The 15,389-nt window shown below is 67.8% G+C and carries 28 protein-coding genes and 1 tRNA gene; all 29 read right to left on the bottom strand.

The window, feature by feature from the left end; genetic code table 11:
* Positions 1-308: 308 nt before the first annotated feature.
* Positions 309-380: transfer RNA gene (locus ACWEKR_RS06040), tRNA-Met, on the bottom strand.
* A complete protein-coding gene (locus tag ACWEKR_RS06035) occupies positions 371-1,141 on the bottom strand; it encodes a DNA-methyltransferase (protein WP_452353547.1) in 771 nt (256 codons plus the stop codon). The genes ACWEKR_RS06040 and ACWEKR_RS06035 overlap by 10 nt, the downstream gene beginning before the upstream one ends.
* A 147-nt stretch (positions 1,142-1,288) precedes the next feature.
* A complete protein-coding gene (locus ACWEKR_RS06030; protein ID WP_452353546.1) occupies positions 1,289-1,981 on the bottom strand; it encodes a hypothetical protein in 693 nt (230 codons plus the stop codon).
* 197 nt (positions 1,982-2,178) lie between these two features.
* Positions 2,179-2,622, bottom strand: coding sequence for a hypothetical protein (locus ACWEKR_RS06025; protein WP_452353545.1), 444 nt, complete (start codon positions 2,620-2,622; stop codon positions 2,179-2,181).
* Positions 2,615-3,763: a hypothetical protein gene (locus ACWEKR_RS06020; protein WP_452353544.1), complete on the bottom strand. Its 1,149-nt coding sequence runs from the start codon at positions 3,761-3,763 to the stop codon at positions 2,615-2,617. Before ACWEKR_RS06020 ends, ACWEKR_RS06025 begins: the two co-directional genes overlap by 8 nt.
* 97 nt (positions 3,764-3,860) lie before the next feature.
* Positions 3,861-4,907, bottom strand: coding sequence for a hypothetical protein (locus ACWEKR_RS06015; RefSeq protein WP_452353543.1), 1,047 nt, complete (start codon positions 4,905-4,907; stop codon positions 3,861-3,863).
* Positions 4,904-5,161 (bottom strand): hypothetical protein, encoded by a 258-nt coding sequence (locus ACWEKR_RS06010; RefSeq protein ID WP_452353542.1) that lies wholly within the window; start codon positions 5,159-5,161, stop codon positions 4,904-4,906. The genes ACWEKR_RS06015 and ACWEKR_RS06010 overlap by 4 nt, the downstream gene beginning before the upstream one ends.
* Before the next feature lie 2 nt (positions 5,162-5,163).
* Positions 5,164-5,538, bottom strand: a complete 375-nt coding sequence (locus ACWEKR_RS06005) for a hypothetical protein (RefSeq protein WP_452353541.1) — start codon at positions 5,536-5,538, stop codon at positions 5,164-5,166.
* Positions 5,535-5,837 (bottom strand): hypothetical protein, encoded by a 303-nt coding sequence (locus tag ACWEKR_RS06000; protein ID WP_452353540.1) that lies wholly within the window; start codon positions 5,835-5,837, stop codon positions 5,535-5,537. The genes ACWEKR_RS06005 and ACWEKR_RS06000 overlap by 4 nt, the downstream gene beginning before the upstream one ends.
* Positions 5,830-6,051 carry a hypothetical protein gene (locus ACWEKR_RS05995; protein WP_452353539.1) on the bottom strand — a complete coding sequence of 74 codons (222 nt, stop codon included), beginning with the start codon at positions 6,049-6,051 and terminating at the stop codon, positions 5,830-5,832. The genes ACWEKR_RS06000 and ACWEKR_RS05995 overlap by 8 nt, the downstream gene beginning before the upstream one ends.
* Positions 6,048-6,332 carry a hypothetical protein gene (locus tag ACWEKR_RS05990; RefSeq protein WP_452353538.1) on the bottom strand — a complete coding sequence of 95 codons (285 nt, stop codon included), beginning with the start codon at positions 6,330-6,332 and terminating at the stop codon, positions 6,048-6,050. The genes ACWEKR_RS05995 and ACWEKR_RS05990 overlap by 4 nt, the downstream gene beginning before the upstream one ends.
* Complete coding sequence (locus ACWEKR_RS05985; protein ID WP_452353537.1) at positions 6,329-6,634, bottom strand: glutaredoxin family protein; 306 nt, start codon at positions 6,632-6,634, stop codon at positions 6,329-6,331. Before ACWEKR_RS05985 ends, ACWEKR_RS05990 begins: the two co-directional genes overlap by 4 nt.
* A complete protein-coding gene (locus ACWEKR_RS05980; protein WP_452353536.1) occupies positions 6,622-7,155 on the bottom strand; it encodes a hypothetical protein in 534 nt (177 codons plus the stop codon). Before ACWEKR_RS05980 ends, ACWEKR_RS05985 begins: the two co-directional genes overlap by 13 nt.
* A complete protein-coding gene (locus ACWEKR_RS05975; protein WP_452353535.1) occupies positions 7,148-7,375 on the bottom strand; it encodes a hypothetical protein in 228 nt (75 codons plus the stop codon). Before ACWEKR_RS05975 ends, ACWEKR_RS05980 begins: the two co-directional genes overlap by 8 nt.
* A complete protein-coding gene (locus ACWEKR_RS05970) occupies positions 7,368-7,730 on the bottom strand; it encodes a hypothetical protein (protein WP_452353534.1) in 363 nt (120 codons plus the stop codon). Before ACWEKR_RS05970 ends, ACWEKR_RS05975 begins: the two co-directional genes overlap by 8 nt.
* Positions 7,723-8,124, bottom strand: coding sequence for a hypothetical protein (locus tag ACWEKR_RS05965; RefSeq protein WP_452353533.1), 402 nt, complete (start codon positions 8,122-8,124; stop codon positions 7,723-7,725). Before ACWEKR_RS05965 ends, ACWEKR_RS05970 begins: the two co-directional genes overlap by 8 nt.
* Positions 8,121-9,209, bottom strand: a complete 1,089-nt coding sequence (locus ACWEKR_RS05960; RefSeq protein WP_452353532.1) for a hypothetical protein — start codon at positions 9,207-9,209, stop codon at positions 8,121-8,123. Before ACWEKR_RS05960 ends, ACWEKR_RS05965 begins: the two co-directional genes overlap by 4 nt.
* Positions 9,210-9,425, bottom strand: a complete 216-nt coding sequence (locus ACWEKR_RS05955) for a hypothetical protein (protein WP_452353531.1) — start codon at positions 9,423-9,425, stop codon at positions 9,210-9,212. It abuts the gene before it with no gap.
* On the bottom strand, positions 9,422-9,658 hold the full coding sequence (locus tag ACWEKR_RS05950; RefSeq protein ID WP_452353530.1) for a hypothetical protein: 237 nt from the start codon (positions 9,656-9,658) through the stop codon (positions 9,422-9,424). The genes ACWEKR_RS05955 and ACWEKR_RS05950 overlap by 4 nt, the downstream gene beginning before the upstream one ends.
* Complete coding sequence (locus ACWEKR_RS05945; RefSeq protein ID WP_452353529.1) at positions 9,655-10,656, bottom strand: DNA translocase FtsK; 1,002 nt, start codon at positions 10,654-10,656, stop codon at positions 9,655-9,657. The genes ACWEKR_RS05950 and ACWEKR_RS05945 overlap by 4 nt, the downstream gene beginning before the upstream one ends.
* Positions 10,653-10,913 carry a hypothetical protein gene (locus tag ACWEKR_RS05940; RefSeq protein WP_452353528.1) on the bottom strand — a complete coding sequence of 87 codons (261 nt, stop codon included), beginning with the start codon at positions 10,911-10,913 and terminating at the stop codon, positions 10,653-10,655. The genes ACWEKR_RS05945 and ACWEKR_RS05940 overlap by 4 nt, the downstream gene beginning before the upstream one ends.
* Before the next feature lie 2 nt (positions 10,914-10,915).
* Positions 10,916-11,188: a hypothetical protein gene (locus ACWEKR_RS05935; RefSeq protein WP_452353527.1), complete on the bottom strand. Its 273-nt coding sequence runs from the start codon at positions 11,186-11,188 to the stop codon at positions 10,916-10,918.
* A complete protein-coding gene (locus ACWEKR_RS05930; protein WP_452353526.1) occupies positions 11,185-12,456 on the bottom strand; it encodes a hypothetical protein in 1,272 nt (423 codons plus the stop codon). The genes ACWEKR_RS05935 and ACWEKR_RS05930 overlap by 4 nt, the downstream gene beginning before the upstream one ends.
* Entirely contained in the window at positions 12,456-13,286 is an 831-nt protein-coding gene (locus ACWEKR_RS05925; protein ID WP_452353525.1) for a PD-(D/E)XK nuclease-like domain-containing protein, read from the bottom strand. Before ACWEKR_RS05925 ends, ACWEKR_RS05930 begins: the two co-directional genes overlap by 1 nt.
* Positions 13,283-13,870, bottom strand: a complete 588-nt coding sequence (locus ACWEKR_RS05920; protein ID WP_452353524.1) for a WhiB family transcriptional regulator — start codon at positions 13,868-13,870, stop codon at positions 13,283-13,285. The genes ACWEKR_RS05925 and ACWEKR_RS05920 overlap by 4 nt, the downstream gene beginning before the upstream one ends.
* On the bottom strand, positions 13,867-14,331 hold the full coding sequence (locus ACWEKR_RS05915; protein WP_452353523.1) for a hypothetical protein: 465 nt from the start codon (positions 14,329-14,331) through the stop codon (positions 13,867-13,869). The genes ACWEKR_RS05920 and ACWEKR_RS05915 overlap by 4 nt, the downstream gene beginning before the upstream one ends.
* Entirely contained in the window at positions 14,328-14,525 is a 198-nt protein-coding gene (locus ACWEKR_RS05910; RefSeq protein WP_452353522.1) for a hypothetical protein, read from the bottom strand. The genes ACWEKR_RS05915 and ACWEKR_RS05910 overlap by 4 nt, the downstream gene beginning before the upstream one ends.
* Positions 14,522-14,761 (bottom strand): hypothetical protein, encoded by a 240-nt coding sequence (locus ACWEKR_RS05905; protein ID WP_452353521.1) that lies wholly within the window; start codon positions 14,759-14,761, stop codon positions 14,522-14,524. The genes ACWEKR_RS05910 and ACWEKR_RS05905 overlap by 4 nt, the downstream gene beginning before the upstream one ends.
* A complete protein-coding gene (locus ACWEKR_RS05900) occupies positions 14,758-15,360 on the bottom strand; it encodes a hypothetical protein (protein ID WP_452353520.1) in 603 nt (200 codons plus the stop codon). The genes ACWEKR_RS05905 and ACWEKR_RS05900 overlap by 4 nt, the downstream gene beginning before the upstream one ends.
* Between the last annotated feature and the right edge of the window lie 29 nt (positions 15,361-15,389).

Here is a 15,389-nt window from a genome sequence, read left to right as displayed (position 1 = left end):
TTGGTTCCGGTCCCGTAGCGCCCGTGCCCCCGCTGGTCTAGGCACGGGCACCACGGTCACAGCGCGCAGTCGCGCCTACTCCGCTGGTTCGCGATCACAGGAACGATCAGCGGGATCATGGGCTGCTTGCCGGGCTTCGGCCGGTTTAACGCGCTGCTAGATCGGGGGTCAGAAGATGGCGTCGAGGATCGCCAGGCCGACGATGCCGAGACCGCGGGCGACCTCGGCCCAGTTCACGGCGGTGGCGATGGCAGACAGGGTTGACAGCATGGCGAACTCCTTGCGCTGGGTAGTGGACGAGTTGTCCGTTGCGGTGGCCGGATTCGAACCGGCGACCTTCAGCACATGAAGCTGACGCGCTACCGCTGCGCTACACCGCGTTGTTGAGGCCGACGTATTCGGCCAGTCGTTTCGTTGCTATCTCGGCGTAGGCGGCGCTTCCTTCGATCCCGAGAAACCGCCGACCTTCGATCAGGGCACCAACTCCGGTGGTGCCAGAGCCCGCGAAGGGATCGAGGATCAGGCCGCCGGCGGGCACCGTGCGGACGAGGTAGCGCATCAGCTCGATGGGCTTAGCCGTGATGTGCTGGCGCTCCCGGCCTTTTGGTGAGCCGACCTGATAGACACCGGGTAGACAGGGCGGCTGATGGTCGCGGTCGATAGTGCCGTGCGAGGCCCACAGAAGGTACTCGGACTCGTTGCGGAATCCGGGGTTCGGCCGCGAGTTCGTTTTGCGCCAGACGACGATCCCGCGCCAGCGCCAGCCCGCGCATTGGAGCGCGTCGCTCACAGCAGGCAGCTGGCGCCAGTCGGTGAACACGAGCGCCTGGCCGCCGGGTCGGACCAGGCGTAGGGCTTCACCCATCCAGAGCGTGCACCACATGGTGAAGCTGCGCTGGTCGCGTTGGTCGGGGAAGTCTGGCATCGCCTTACCGGATACCGAGTCCGAGGAGACGTACTTCTGCATAGCCGACCGAGCCGTGCGGTCGGTGTTGGTAGTGCCGCCGCTGCAATACGGCGGGTCGGTGATCAGCGCGTCGAATCGACCAGTGGCGAGGTCCTGCATGGTTGCGAGGGCTTCGCCGTGGATGATCTCGGCGTCGCGGGTGTCTGACTGGGTTAAATCACTGAGGTCCTCCATGACCGCCGCCTTCCCGGCCCAGCGGGCCGCCGCGGCCCGTCAGGGCATGAAAAAACCGCCCTGATCGACTTCCGGGGTCGGGTCGTCAGCAGCGGTTTCGAGTCTCACTGTACACGTGCATGATCAACTGCTGTACATAGCTCCTGGTCAGTCGCTGTCGTTGCCTCCTCTCCGACTAGCTGACTGGCCGAAGAAGAAACCGAGGATGAGCAGAAAAGCGCTGGACAAGATCTCGGGTACCGCCGTGTGGCTGAACATCCCCACGATGACGGCAACCATCATGATCACCAGCAGAACAGAGCCAATGAGCACAGTGACTGGCTCTCGATCGAGCATCGACTTCCACAGCCGCACTTTGCGTTCGCGCATCTCGCTTCTGTGAAGCTCTGCCGCTCTTGCTGCGATCTCGGCGTCGGCCGCTGCCCTGGCCTCGAGATCCGTCGTTTGCTGGTCGCGTAGAGCGAACGCGGCGACGAGGTCGACAAGTTCTCGCCGTACCAGCGGATTTTCGACCTTGGCGTCGACCGCGTCCTTGAACTCTTCCACCTGTTCTTGCTGAGAGAGTTGCTCGATGCGTTCGCTGACCAGTCTCCGGCGTGCGTTCACGTCGCGCAGCGCCGTATCGAAGAATGTATTTCTCGCAAGTGCGTCCAGATTGTACTTCTTGGCTGTTGCGAGAAGCGAGCGGACCACATCCAACTGAAGCGAATCTGCCATCCGTCTAAGTTCTGGAAGCGGCAGCTCGTGAATATCCACCAGGTCTGTATCAAGATCGTTCTCCTTGAGCCACAGCTCAAAGATCCTCTCGATCTGACGGCGCTGTTTTTCGTCGAAACTCATTACCTCTCCAATACCGCTGCCGATGAGCGGATTCACGTTCGGCGAATCGCGCGGCGATGAACTGCTTGTGTGTCTCCCGTCAGCGGGTCGTCGCAGCTGTCAGCGCCCTGATCGTCGCGGTAGAACGAAGGAAGACGCGCTTCACACTTCAAATACGTCGCCCAGGTGGGCCATGCCGCATCGTTCGCAGCGGCATCTCAGCCGTCTTGATTCGGATGCATGCGGCCTCGCCGCTGAGCATCCTCGCTCAACAGCCGACCGACTCGGCGTATCGCCTTGTCACCCATGTGCGCACGAAAGTCCAGGTACGTGTGCCCGGTAGGACACGGGTCGGGTGCATCGGCCGATTCGGCGTCGTAGACACAGCGGACATCCTGGGCGTTGGCCTCCCCCACCGAGACTGCCCAGACTCCAACGGACCGCAGCTCTAGCTCCTGGGTGAATTCGTGGAAATGCTTTTCGGCCGTCACTTTCTGCTCGCGAGCACCGGAAAGCTGCTGCTTATCCTTCGGCGTCGGCCGGAATGCCTGCGAGGAGACCTTGCCGTCTTGGATCCATGCTGGATTTACGTTCCGCCAGATCAGTTCACTGGCATCATCGAGCTCGACCTCGACCTCGTCGAGCTCTGGCCCCTCAGTCATGTAATTTCCCCACGATGAATTCCACGATGTTGTCGAGATCCGAGAAAATAAAAGATCGCTCCTCGCCAGCGTCCCCCTCAAGCTGGAACCATGCGACGTCGACAGTCCGCGTGTTGTAGATCTCGACCTCAACGCTGCTCGTGTCGCTCCGCCATTCGAGCTGAATTCCGCCTTCGCCCGACGGGAACATCAGTGGCCGGGTGACGCTATGGTCGACACATTGGGCGAGCAGCAGCTCAAGGAAGTCGATCACCTCGACGCTTGGGCCCGGCGTCTGGGGTTCGAGCCAGCCTTCTCGGATCTCTGACAGCTCCGCGACACGCGCGGCCCAGTCCGGCGGCAGCGCGGTTTCGATGTTGAGCACGTCGGTGATGATCAGGTCCCCGCTGGGGCGCTGCCCTGCAAGAACGGTCAACGCGCACAACGGCGCGTCTCGCGCATAGCCGACGAACTCGTCCAGCGAAGCGAACGTGTCAGGGTCAACGAAACCACCCTCCATGCGCTTCCGATCCGGCCCAGCCAGCATCAGATGAAACGAATGGGGCGCGGATTCAATCCCCGTGATTCGCCCGATCAAGACGCGTTCCACGTCGATCGTGTCGAAGTTCGCGACTTCAGCCAGTCGGTTTCGCACCCGTCCGTTCACGATGACTCGGCGGGTCTGCCGAAAGCCCAATTCAATGCGCTCATCGTCACGGAGACTGCGCCCGAACTGCGCGAGGAGTCCCAGCGCCTTCGTGGGGAATTCCTTCGGGATCTGACCAGAGGCACCTAACTCGTCAAAGGTTTCGTCGATCAGCGCGCGAGCCTCCTCGTGCGCGTCGAGCACGGTGTGGTCGGCGATCTCCGGCGCCGACCAATGCAGCACAGGTACAACACTGCCCATCTCGACGCTGGTCAACCTCAGGTCTAGCGCCTCCGCGAAACCTTGAGGGACGCGTTTACGGTCCGGGTTGTGCTCGAGATAGAGGGCGTGCGCGACCGCGCCCACCAGCTTCGCGTAACGCTGCAGTTCGGCCATCGCGAACACCGGCAGTCCCGGCGTCTCATACCGGCCACCGGCAAAGCGGAAAGCCCCGAACTTCCGCGACGAATCAGTAGGCGCAAGCCGAGCGTCGTCGGTCGCACCCTGGTCATTCATGTGCACACGATAACGCGCTATAACCCAAGAGAGTGAATGGTACCGGTTGGTTTGTTACGAGTGGGGCAGTCAGGAGTTCGCTTGTCTCAGCCGACACCTACGCAGAGCGGGAGCCCTCTGCTGCCGCTCCCTTCTTCGTCTTCGCTGGGTCCCGCTTCGCGATGTCCAGCACGTCGCCGAGCCGGTACACCTGGTCATCGGTGCTGCCGATCTGGTGGTCGGTGATGCGCATGAACCCGTGCTCGTCGACGTGCCGCCAGCCGCGCGGCTCGATGCGGCGCTCCTTGTTCGCCCACCGGTAGAGCGTCGCCTTCGCGACCGGTCGACCGAGCGCGGGCAGCAGCCGCAGCAACTCGACGAGGCTGTAGCACTGCTCGATCGCTGCCGCGGTGGCGCGGGCCTCGATCTGGTGCACGTCGTACTGCGTCTTGCAACGGCCGCAGTACACGTACGCCGCGGTGCGGCCTTGATCGTCGAGTTCGGCGCGCAGCCCGAACCCGCACTTCTGCCCGTCCTCATAGGTCGCCGAGCACGCGCCGAGGTACCGGCGTTCGACGGGCCGGTCCACGAACCGCGTGAGCCGGTCGACGGCGGTGGTGATGTCGTCGAGCAGCTCGGCGGCGGCTTCGTGCGCGCGCAGCTGGTGACGGTGGCGCGCCAGCCACACCGCGGCCTGCGCTGTGGCGTCCGGCGGGGCTGGTGGCAGCGTGGTGGTGTCGATGATCTCGCGCTCGTTTACCGTCGCTCCGCGCTTCACCGCGGCCTGTGCTGGCGCGGTGAGCGCGTCGCGCTTCGCGGCCGCCAGCTCGAGCAGGTACGGCCCGCCGATGTAGGGCTCGACGCCGAGGTCCTCGGCGAGCGCGCGTGTCCAGGTGGTGACCGTGTTGACGAGCTGGTGGTAGGCGCGGTCGCCTTCGAGCACGACTCCGCGCCCGGTGGTGACGCGTACGGGCAGCACGGTGTCGGCGCCGCGGCCGACCTGGTGCGCGGTCATGCGGGCGAGGCCGGCGCGGGTGACGGCGAATTCGTCCAGCAGGCCGGGCACCTTGTGCAGGGCGTCTATGGTGCGCTGGCCGCATTCGCCGCACAGCGGCGCGTGGTCGGCCACCGGGCGCTCACAGGCGACGCAGGGAGTCTCGGTCATCGGCGCCCCAGGAAGAACTCCAGCAGGCCCTCGATGGAGCCACTCACCAGTTCGCCGACTGCGGTTCCCGCGTGGATGTCGAGGCGGCGACGTTTCGGTGGCGTCGAGGGTTGTACTGGCGTAGTAAGTGCCAGGCTCGGCGAAATCCCTGAATCGGATTTCGGCTCGACGGATTCCGGGCGTGTCGGATGATCGGATCCGGCCGGGCCCGGCTTGCCGACCACGTCGCGTTCGTAGACGTCGTACCAGGCCATCGCTATGCCTCCCAGGTGATTTCGAGCCAGAGCGCACCGGGTCGACCACGCTCGGCGGGATGGATGACGGGGATCGTCTCGCGGATGAATTCCGCGGTGTCGTCCGGAGCGAGGCCGGCGTCGACCAGGCCGTCGATGCTGGCCTTGCTGTCGAGGCACAGGTTCCCGGGATCGCGGCGGCCGTTGCGGGCGGGTCGGTAGTGCAGCGTGACCGTGAACGGCAGCGTCGGTGCGATCTTGGCGGCCTTCGCTATCCACCCGGTCTGCTGGCGCACGAACCGGGTGTGCCGCCCGCGCGTAGCCCAGTGCATGTGTGTATTCGGGTTGAGCTTCGGTGCCTGCCAGGGCAGCTCCAGCCGAGCGCGGACTTCGGTCACTCCGCTACGCCTTCGCTCCGGTTGACGCCCGGGCGCTCGGACAGCAGCCGTGTCGCCTCGTCGAGGCGCTCGTACTTCTCGGCGGTGCTGTGCCCGTCCCAGCGGTTCTCGCCGCGCGGGATGTGCGCGAACAGGTGCATGTCGGCGGGTGCGATGTGCCAGGCCGCTTGTCCGGTGGACAGCTCGATCGCGACGACGGGCCAGTCCGGCTCGTCGGGGTCGACCCAGATCATGGCCGGGTAGATCGCGGCCATGTGCGCGACGAGGTGCGCGCGTTCGCGGTAGACGGTGTCAGGCACGGCGATCCTCTCGGTCGGCTCTCTCGATCGCAGCCCGGGCGCGGTCGGATAAGCGGCTCGGGTCGTAGTCGTTGGTTTCGGTGGGCGCCCGGCGCGGCCGGTGCAGCGGGCACGGGCGCTGCACGTCGGCGGTCTCGGGGGTGAGCCAGCCACCCGGACGGCAGCGGTACGGGCAGCCGTCGGAGCGGGGTTCGCCGGTGCGGTCGAGGGTCATCGACTCTCCTTCGGCAAGGGAAGCGGTTCGCTGGTGCCGAGGTCGGCAGCCGCGTAGCAGGTGCCGAAGTGGCCTGCCTGCAACACGCACCACTCCTCGATGAAGCAGGGATTCGGGGGGTGGGCCAGTGACCGCACTCGGGCCATCAGTTCCGCCCACGTGGTGGCGAACAAGTTGCGCCGGTAGTAGCCATCGAACAGCGACACGTCCAGGCCAAGGGCCATCCACACGTCCAGGCACAGGGATACCTGCACGCCAGCTATGGCGTCCTTTTTCTTCATGTCGCACCGCCTTCGGTGAGGTACCGCTCCGCGGGCTGCTCGTGCTCGGCGACGTCCGGCGCGCTGTGCTGGATCTCGGCCAGCCGGTCGAGCCGCCCGTGTCGGAATCCGGCCCAGTGCACATCACCGGCCACGACGACCGGCAGCGTCAGGTAGCCGAGCATGGTCACGATGTCGTGCGCGTCCTGGTCGGTGGTGACGTCGCGGTAGGTGTACTCGACCATGAGCTTGTCGAGGTGGCGCGTGGTCATGCGGCACTGCTGGCAGCCCGGCTTGCCGTAGACGGTGATCAGAGCATCCATTCCGGCTCCTCTGCGTCCACGTCAGCGAGGTCCCGGGCGACCGGATCGCTGTCATCGAGGACCGCAGGCGGGCAGTGATCCACCTCCGCCGGTGCGTCACCGGGCAGGTAGACGGTCCGCATGTGGATCGGCCCGTCGGCATCGCAGGTGCAACCGTCCGCCGATTCCGCGCCGCATTCGTCACAGCCGTCTGGGTCGCAGATGCCGCATCCGCTGTCGATCGGGTAGTGCACCCAGTCGATTTCGCCGACGCCGATGCACAGGCCGTCGATGCCGCCGATAGTGACCGCGATGACGTGGGTCGGGCTGACGTGGGTGGCGTGCGTGATCCCGGGTCCGCTGCGCTGGATTCCGAAATCGTCGTGCGTGATGTCGTCGTCGAAGCCGTGCGCCTTCGCGAACTTGACGGCCGCCCTCAATGCCTGTTCGAGCGGTGACAGCGTGCGCGGCGCCGGCTCGCCGACGGTGACGGGTCCGACGTCGACGGCTTCGGCGGCGTGGTCGGTGGTCTGATCAGGCATGATCGGCCACCGCCCGCCCGGTCATGCGCCGCCATGCGTACACGTTGTGCACCGAGCGGTCACGCTCGGCGATTTCCTCGGCGGTCATCCGTCGGCCGCCCGGGTCGTGCTTGAGCATCGGACCGAACGCTTCGACACAGCCGTCGCATACGTCGCCTACGAGGGCGACCGGGGTGTGGCAGCCGGGTAGCACGCACGAGGCGAACAGCGTGTCAGCCACGGCAGGTCACCTCCTGTGCCTGGTCCGGCTCGCCGGTCTCGGCGTAGACCGCCAGCGCCCGCCAGTCGGCCTCGGGAGTCTCGGTGCTGGCGTCCTGCACGTCGGCGTTCGCCTCGTCGAGACTCGGCCAAGGCTCGCCGTCGAACGCGATGTGCCACTTGCCGTCTGCGTGGCGGTGGCCGGTGACCCAGCCGAGGTGCCCGCGTTTGGCTGCGGCGTGCGCCGCCTCCAGCTCGGCGACGTGCTGGCGGGTCTCGAGCAGTTCGGCGGCGACGCGGGCGGCAAGCATGCCGTGACCGAGCCCGGCGATCCTGCGGACCTCGTCGTCTGCCAGCGGTGTGGTCTGGTCAGGCATGGCTGCGGTCCTCCTGGGTGTAGAGCGGCGGCACCGCCTTGCGGCGGGCGAGGCGGTCGGCGAAGTCGGCGATGACGGCGGCGCGGTGCTGGGCGGTGGAGGCGGCGCCGGGCGGCAGGGCCGCGGCGGCGTGGTGTTCCTGGTCGCCTTTCTCGCGCTCGCCGCGGACGCGCCGGATCTCGCGCGCCAGGCGGATCAGGCTCGCGGGCATGGCGCGCTCGCTGGACTCGCAGTAGTGGGCGGTGACGGCTTCGAGCAGGTCGGACAGCGGCAGGTCGTAGCGCGAGAACGCCTCGGCCCAGCCGACGGCCAGCGCGGCGTCCGGCTTGCTGAACATCGGGTCGTAGCAGGCGCACTTGGCGAGCACCTTCGCGGCGTCGGCGGGTGTGGTCATCCTCGGATCGCTCTCTGCTCGTGCGGGCTCGGTTCGATGGCGGCTTGGTGGGCGGCGAGGTCGGCGCCGACGTCGAGCCAGCCGCGGGCTTTGCTGGTGGCCGCGCCTTCGGTGGTCGTGGCCGGGGCGGCGCGGGTGCGCACGACTTCGGAGACGAGCGAGGGCAGGACGCCGGGGCCGAGGTTCGGCTTGGTCAGCCACAGCCCGAGTGCCGCGCGGACGTCCGCCTCGGGAGTCCCGGACTTCAGCAGGGCCCCGGCGCGCATCGCCAGGTCGGTGCGCACCGCTTGCGGGTGCTCGTCGGGGATCGCGTCCCGGACGAGTCGCCAGCCGTTGGGGTCGACGGCGGGTCCACGTGGGGGCGGCTCGGATTCGAACGCCTCGCGTGCGTGCGGGCGCGCGTCATGCGTGTGCGCGCGCGTGGGTGCCGCTTTTTCACGGTGACCAAGTACGTAACTAGAGTTCTCCCCTTCCCCTACCCCCTCCCCGCAGGGATCGGCGAAGGGTTCGGGAAGGGTTTCGGGTTCGGGAAGGGTTTCCGAAGGGTTCGACCTGGCGTTTCGCTCAGCCGGAACCCGATGGGTTCCTGATGGGTTATCGAACTCTTCTGGAAGGGTTTCGGAAGGGTTCGAGACGGTATCGGAATCCGATCCGCTGGGATCGAGGATGTCTGCGGTACGGGTTGCGTCATTGCGCCTGAGGCGGCGCAACTCGGCGGCCAGGACACGCCGGATCTCCGGGCTCTCGGTGGCCTCGGCGACCCGCAGCGCGTTCTTGAAGACGTTGGGCTGCTTGATGACACCGTCGTTGCGGATGAACGACCGCACCAGCACCTCTTCGGTATCGGTATCCACCACGATGAACCGGCCGTCGACGAGCACCGCCAGGTCGGCGACGATCATCTCCGAGGACATCTCGTCACACCCCTTGGCCCACTTCGACACCATCAACGGCAGCACGCCGGCGTTGTTGATGGTCTGCTGCGAGAGCAGCTGGGCGTACAAGGCCTGCGCCGTGCGTGTCAGAGCGCGGAATTCCTTGTCGTTCCAGATCCGGCACAGCAGCCGACCATGGTCACGCGCCATCTATGGCACCTCCTTCGGGAACAGGTGCCCGCGGCCGTATCGCTCGGCGCAGGCGCGGCATTCGGCCAGCCGCACGGGGTGGCCTGCAGCGTCGGCGAATCCGAGATCGCTGCCGGGAAAGTCGGTGAACTCCAGGTAGTGCTCGCCCACCTTGATCGGATGGCAGCCGCGCCGCACCTTCCGGGCGCGCCGTAGGCAGCTGGTCGTGGCGGTCACGGCTTCGGTTCCCGCCACTCGAACCAAAACACGACGTCTTCGTCGCGCGGGGTGACGCGCAACCAGTCGTCATAGTCGGTGGATTTCGGATCGCCGGTGAGCTCGACGTACTTGTGCGCGGCCATCGCGATGGCGTCGCGCACCTCACCGATGACCCCGTAGCCGAAGGACTGCGTCGGCACGACCCACTCGTAGACCGTGCTGGTCAGGACTCGGCTCGTCACGGCGGTCACGACTGCTGCTCCGTCCCCGCGTCGCGCAGGTCGGTCAGCAGCGAGTCCAGGTCTTCGGCGCACACGTGCACGTCGCGCGCCTTGGATCCCTCAGCCGGGCCGACGATGCCGCGCTCCTGCATCTGCCCGAGCAGCCGCGCGGCCTTGGCGAACCCGATCCGCATGCGGCGCTGCAGCATCGACGGCGACGCGAACTGCGAGGACACCACGAGCTCGACGGCGGTGAGGAAGAGGCCGGCATCGTCGGCGGGCGGATCGACATGTTCGGCGGCGACCGGGTCGGCCATCTCCGCCTTGGCGGCGGCCACGATCCCCGGTAGCCGCCGGTCCCAGCTGTCAGCCCAGTCGCGCAGGCGCCCGCGGTCGGACTCGTCTAACGTGCGCGGCGTCATTAGGCCGAGGAACGATTCACCGCAGCGAATGAGCAGCGCCCGCATCGCGGAGCGGGCCTCGATCTCCAGCGGGTGACCGTAGGCGCTGGCCGCCGCCTTGAACCGGGCGACGAACTCGCCGCCGACGACCATGTCCGAGAGCATCGTTGCGGCGCTGTCGTGCTGGCTGGCGATCCAGCCGGGCACGCCGCACAGGCTGCCGCCGTCGGTGGGCAGGCGGGGGATCTTGAAGGCGCGCCCGTCGATCAGGCCGGAGCAGTCGGTCACGGTCAGGTGCTCGCGGGTGATGTGCAGCCGCAGCAGGAACTCGGGCTGGTCGCCTTTCTCCTTACCCGCTTTGAAGATCGACAGGACTTTGTCGATGTCGTCGGGCAGCAGGTCCACGGTGCAGGGTGTCGGGTCGTGGTCGGTGGCGTCCTTCCAGACCGACACGATCGCCAGCGCCGCGGTGAAGTGGTCGGTCGCGGTGACCGTGACGTTCTCGGGGTCGACGGCCAGGCGCAGCCGGTGAATCGCCGGGACCTCGTCGTCAGCGCTGGCGTGGACCTTGACCGCGGTGAGGGCGTGGCGGAAGTCGGCGGTGCCGACGGTGACTGTGGTGGTCATGACGCCGCTCCGGCCTGCTCGATGAGGATGTAGTCGCGGCCGGTGATCCGGATGGCGTTGATGCTGGTGATCCGCTCGGGCACGGCCTGGCCGTCAACGGCGATCACCGCGCATTCGATGTCGCGGTCGTCGGCGCGCCCGCACCACGGTTCGCCGATGGAGCGCACCTCGAGCGTGCGGCGGTTGGACTGGCGCCGGTCGTGGTAGCGCTGGCCCGTGCGGATCGTCTTGCCCTTGGTGGTGGTGTATTCCTGCACGGCTATGCCTCCCCGGTGACGGGCAGGCCGAGCAGACGGCGCACCGCGTTGCGGGCGGGACGGATCTCGGCGTCGCTGTTGAAGACACCCATATGGCCGACACCGATGAGCGCGTTCGCGATTCGCTGCTGCTCGACGAGCTCACCGAGCCGGGCCTCGATGGCCAGCAGGGCGTGCGCGGTGGCCTCGCTGGCGAGCGCGGTGTGCCGGGCCTCGTCCTGGGCTTGCGGGATGTAGCCGAGCGCCTTGATCGCGGCGATACGGTGGTCGGTCACTGGCCTGCTCCGTCCGTGTCGAGCGCGGCCTGCCCGCCCGCCTTCGCGGCGTCCTTGGCTTGCTCGGCGAGCAGGTAGCTCGTCAGGTCGACGGCGCGGTCTGCGTCGAGGTCGCCCCAGTCGCCGAGGTCGGGCGCGCCGTTGGCGCGAATCCAGTCGAGTTGCTCGCCCTCGGCGTGGACGTTGTCGGCCTCGAGCGCGCGGCGCAGTGCGGCGATCTGGTCGGGATCAGCGATCACGGTGAGCCGTTCGGCGATCGCGCGCGCCTCGAATCCGTGCAACTCCCGGGCCGAGCCGATCTTCCGGCCGGTCTCCTTCGTGAGGTAGGCGCGTTTCGCGGCTGGGGTCTTGTGGCCGTGGCGTTCGAGTTGATCCGACAGCGCGCGCTGCTCGGCGGCGGTCGCCATCTCCGGCGCCGGATCGGGAGAGGCCTTGACCGGTTCCTCGACCTGCGGATTGTCCGGTTTCTCGCCCTCGCTGGAGGCGGCAGACGCGGCCGCTGGCTGCTCGGCGTGCGGCTGCCACTGCTGCACGGGCGGGCCGACCACAGGCGCGTCGGCGGGCGGCGTGATTTCGGACGGTGCGACCCGTTCGGAGGTGACGCGCACCGGCTCTGGCTCGTCGGCGCGGTCCTCCTGGTCCTCGGCGATGGCGAGGCCGAGCAGCACGTGGGGGGCGAGGCGCTTGCAGACCGTGGTGGCGGCCTTGGCCCACAGCATCTCTTCCGGCTGCGTGATGTACTTCTCGTTGCCGATCAGCTTCTCGTAGCCGGGGCTACCGTTCTTGCCCTCGTACTTCTTGACCTTGTACTTGCCGGTCGCTGGGTCGATCGTGGGCACGAACCCGGCTTTGGTGGCGCGTTCGATCGTCCATGTGCTGGTCTCGGGATCTTCGCCGGGCCACCAGCCGGTGAACGTCACCTTCTCCGGCCCGGCCTCGACGGTCTTGAACTTGTAGCCCTTCGCCCTCAGCAGCGCGACCATCGTCTTGGCGTAGATGGACGGCATGCCGTGGACCGGAAATATGTTCTGCAACGCCTGCAACGGGTGCAGGCCGAGCTCGGCGCCGTGCAGGATCGCGACCGCGGCGTCGCCCGGCTTGCCCTGGTAGATCTTCGGGACCAGGGACGTGCGGCAGACGTCCTGCGCGAATTTGAGGGCCTTCGCGAGTCCGTCGGCGTAGCGGTTGAGAGCGTCGAGCGGGTCGATGGTCGTCAGCGCGGTGGATATGAACTCGCTGTCGTCGATGGTGGCGACTTCGGTGGACATCAGACGTATTCCTCCTGGCGGTAGGTCTTGGCGGGCAGGTCATAGAGGTGGACACCAGGCGCGTGCGTGGGCCAGGTGTCGGTGTCGCGGCACAGCGCGAGGCGGTCGAGGCTGCGGCGGTAGATGCGGCGGCCGAGGTCGACGGCGGACGGCGGGAGTTCGGACACCCACGCCTCGTACGGCGGGTCGGAGCACACGACCAGCCACAGCCATTCGACGACTTCGACGGGTTCGGCGAGGTTCGCGAGCACATCGACATACCAGGGCTGTTGGATGTGGTAGCCGAAATCAGCTGCGCTCCACACCCATTCGCGCGGGCCTGGTTTGGCGGTGGTCTTCACGTCGCCGACACGCACCCGGCTGCGGCCGAGCCATTGCGCCCAGTCCAGGCGGGCGCGCATCATCACGTCGGTGTAGGGGTCGCGCGACCACACCGACAGTTCCGGCTGTCCCGACGCCAGCACCGCAGCGACGTCGGAGTTCGCGCGCAGATTCGCCGCCGCCTGGTGCGCGGCGTCGTACGCTTTCGGTCGCAGCGGGATCCCGCCGGCCTCGCGGATCTCGGCGACCCGTTCCTTGGCGGCGTTGGACTGCCACTTCTCATAGCCGGTATCGACAGGTTCGGCGCCGACGCCGAGCACGAGGGTGTGCACGGCGCTGCCCCACTGCTGTTCCTCGGTCGGCCGCCGCCGCTGTCGGAGCTCCTCGAGCCAGCGGTGCGGCGTCACCTCCAGGAACCGGCGTATCTGCGTCGAGGAGATCGCCCCGTCGGCGTGGTAGAAGTCCTCCGGCACGCCCGCGTACAGGCCGGGCTCCATCGGGGCCGTCATCCGGACACCGCCGCCTCGGCCAGCACGCCGAGGATCGCGTTCGCGTTGCCGGGTGTGACGTGTCCGGACTTTTGGTGTCGGATGCTGCGGATGGTCGGGCGGGTCAGCCCGGCCGCGTCCGCGATCTCCTGCAACGTGCAGCCCGCGTCGACCAACTCCTGTATGTGGGCGTGCACGACCGCGATCGGGGTGTAACCCTTCCGGCACGACAGGCAGTGGCCGGTCAGGCTGCTGATGTTGCGCAGCAACGCTTCCTGGCCGCACTGCCCGCACAGGCCCCGCGCCTCCGGTGGCCGTGGGGCACGCGGGCGGTAGTTCGGGTCGAACCGTTTACGCAGCTCCTCGTGCTCGTCGGTGAAGTCGGTGCGGTACCCGGCCCAGATCCCGTAGTTGATGCCCAGCGCGGCGGCGGTGAGCCCGCACGAGGCCAACACCGGGCACCGCCGGCACATCGCGCGGGCGCCAGCGCCCGCGTCCGGAGCCTCGCTGACCGGGAACCACGCCTCGGGATCGACGCCGGGTGCCCCGCACAGCGCGGCGGTCCTCCACTCCTGCGAGCGCAGCGCCTCGAGAATCGCTGTCACAGCACACCGTCCTCGATCGCCCGCTGGCGGTCACGGGCGGCATCGGGGTCCGGCGCCGAGCCGGGACGCACGAGCGTGGCATCGAACTCGCAGGCGTGCTCGACCGCGCAGTTGCTGGGGTCGCAGTTGTCGTCGCACACGTGCGGCTCGTCGTACTCGTCGGCCGTCTCGTCGAGGTCGGCGTCGATCGGCATGGGGCGGCGCGGTCCGATGTAACGCACATAGACGATGCCGTCGTGGTGGCGCACCGCCTCGAACTCGTCGCCCGGCAGCGACCTGTATTTGCCGTCGTTGATCCGCCCCGGCACAACGCGCGCCGACCCGGGGGCCAACCGCACCGGCCACTTACCCCACACCCTGGGCCGGTCGCGCAGCGACTCGGCGAACAGCTGCAGCAACGTCAGCGGCTTCGGCGCCTTCGGCAGTGTGTGGAAGAACTCGAACTCCGGGTACGACGTCACCGGCCCGCCTCCTGCCCGTTGGCCTCGCGGTCGTCGACCTCGCCGCTCCAGCCGCAGCGCTCACAGCCGCGGCCCTTGCAGAACGGGCAGTCGCGCACGGCCGGGTCGCGGCGGCCGGACATGGCAATGCCGACACCGATGGCGCTGAGCGTGATCGTGTAGCCGATCTGGATGATGTGGCCGAGGGCGATCACCGTGCCCCCTTTGCCTTGGCGAGACGGATCACGGCCTCGGTCAGGAGGATCGGCAGCGTCTGCAGGGGATATTTCTGCGCGATGTACTCGGCCAGGATGAGCGTGTGCCGCTCGGAGTCGATCGGATGCCCGCACGTGCACACCCGCTGGCCCAACACCATGCTGTCGATGAGGGCGTCGAGGCTGTCACGCACCCAGGCGTGCGCCTGGTCGAACTTGGCCGTGGCGTCGGTCACCGGTCCACCTCCGAAACCACCTCGAGCAGCCGGTCGCCGGTGGCGCGGGCGTTGACGGCGACGTCGGGCGCGTGCGCGGCGAGCATCGTGAGGTCGGCGCGCACCTGATCGAGGGACTCGGCCGTGTAGCCCAGGTACGCGACGATCGCGCGGGCCCGGGCGGCCAGCTGCGGCAGCCCAGCAAACTCAATGTCACGCGCCAGCTCGGCCAGGGCCGCGGCGGGGACCACGGCGTCTGCGGCCTGGTTGGGTTTCATGGGGACGCTCGCGCGCTGCGCGTAATCGAGATCGTGCAGCGGGCGCCCGCCGTCGACCTCGATGTCGTCGACGGCGGGGGGCTGCTGCGTGCGCTCGACGTCCTGCGGGCTGGGCGCAGGACCGAAATCGGTGACCTGCCCGCAGGGAATCCGGCCCGCCTTCGGCGTCGTCGCGTGCTCGGCAAGACCGTGCAACTCGGCGCGGGCCTCGGCAAGGTGTTCCTCGCAGGCGTACGCCACCCGGTCCAGCGCCCCGTGCAAGCGGCCATCGCGAGCGCTGTAGCCCTCGATCCGGTGCACCGGCGGTCGGTCACACGTCACGAATTGGCGGAAGGTCGTCATCTTGTAGGCTTCCCTTCGTTGTCTCGGGA

The sequence above is a fragment of the Nocardia sp. NPDC004573 genome (genome assembly GCF_053602135.1).
The sequence above is the reverse complement of the archived record's forward strand: the minus strand, read 5'-3'. Positions and strand labels throughout refer to the sequence as shown.

Bases quoted from the DNA above. Each gene is read 5' to 3' on its own strand.
- ACWEKR_RS06035 (WP_452353547.1), bottom strand. From the start codon at position 1,141: ATGGAGGACCTCAGTGATTTAACCCAGTCAGACACCCGCGACGCCGAG.
- ACWEKR_RS06030 (WP_452353546.1), bottom strand. From the start codon at position 1,981: ATGAGTTTCGACGAAAAACAGCGCCGTCAGATCGAGAGGATCTTTGAG.
- ACWEKR_RS06025 (WP_452353545.1), bottom strand. From the start codon at position 2,622: ATGACTGAGGGGCCAGAGCTCGACGAGGTCGAGGTCGAGCTCGATGAT.
- ACWEKR_RS06020 (WP_452353544.1), bottom strand. From the start codon at position 3,763: ATGAATGACCAGGGTGCGACCGACGACGCTCGGCTTGCGCCTACTGAT.
- ACWEKR_RS06015 (WP_452353543.1), bottom strand. From the start codon at position 4,907: ATGACCGAGACTCCCTGCGTCGCCTGTGAGCGCCCGGTGGCCGACCAC.
- ACWEKR_RS06010 (WP_452353542.1), bottom strand. From the start codon at position 5,161: ATGGCCTGGTACGACGTCTACGAACGCGACGTGGTCGGCAAGCCGGGC.
- ACWEKR_RS05995 (WP_452353539.1), bottom strand. From the start codon at position 6,051: ATGACCCTCGACCGCACCGGCGAACCCCGCTCCGACGGCTGCCCGTAC.
- ACWEKR_RS05990 (WP_452353538.1), bottom strand. From the start codon at position 6,332: ATGAAGAAAAAGGACGCCATAGCTGGCGTGCAGGTATCCCTGTGCCTG.
- ACWEKR_RS05985 (WP_452353537.1), bottom strand. From the start codon at position 6,634: ATGGATGCTCTGATCACCGTCTACGGCAAGCCGGGCTGCCAGCAGTGC.
- ACWEKR_RS05980 (WP_452353536.1), bottom strand. From the start codon at position 7,155: ATGCCTGATCAGACCACCGACCACGCCGCCGAAGCCGTCGACGTCGGA.
- ACWEKR_RS05970 (WP_452353534.1), bottom strand. From the start codon at position 7,730: ATGCCTGACCAGACCACACCGCTGGCAGACGACGAGGTCCGCAGGATC.
- ACWEKR_RS05965 (WP_452353533.1), bottom strand. From the start codon at position 8,124: ATGACCACACCCGCCGACGCCGCGAAGGTGCTCGCCAAGTGCGCCTGC.
- ACWEKR_RS05960 (WP_452353532.1), bottom strand. From the start codon at position 9,209: ATGGCGCGTGACCATGGTCGGCTGCTGTGCCGGATCTGGAACGACAAG.
- ACWEKR_RS05945 (WP_452353529.1), bottom strand. From the start codon at position 10,656: ATGACCACCACAGTCACCGTCGGCACCGCCGACTTCCGCCACGCCCTC.
- ACWEKR_RS05930 (WP_452353526.1), bottom strand. From the start codon at position 12,456: ATGTCCACCGAAGTCGCCACCATCGACGACAGCGAGTTCATATCCACC.
- ACWEKR_RS05925 (WP_452353525.1), bottom strand. From the start codon at position 13,286: ATGACGGCCCCGATGGAGCCCGGCCTGTACGCGGGCGTGCCGGAGGAC.
- ACWEKR_RS05900 (WP_452353520.1), bottom strand. From the start codon at position 15,360: ATGACGACCTTCCGCCAATTCGTGACGTGTGACCGACCGCCGGTGCAC.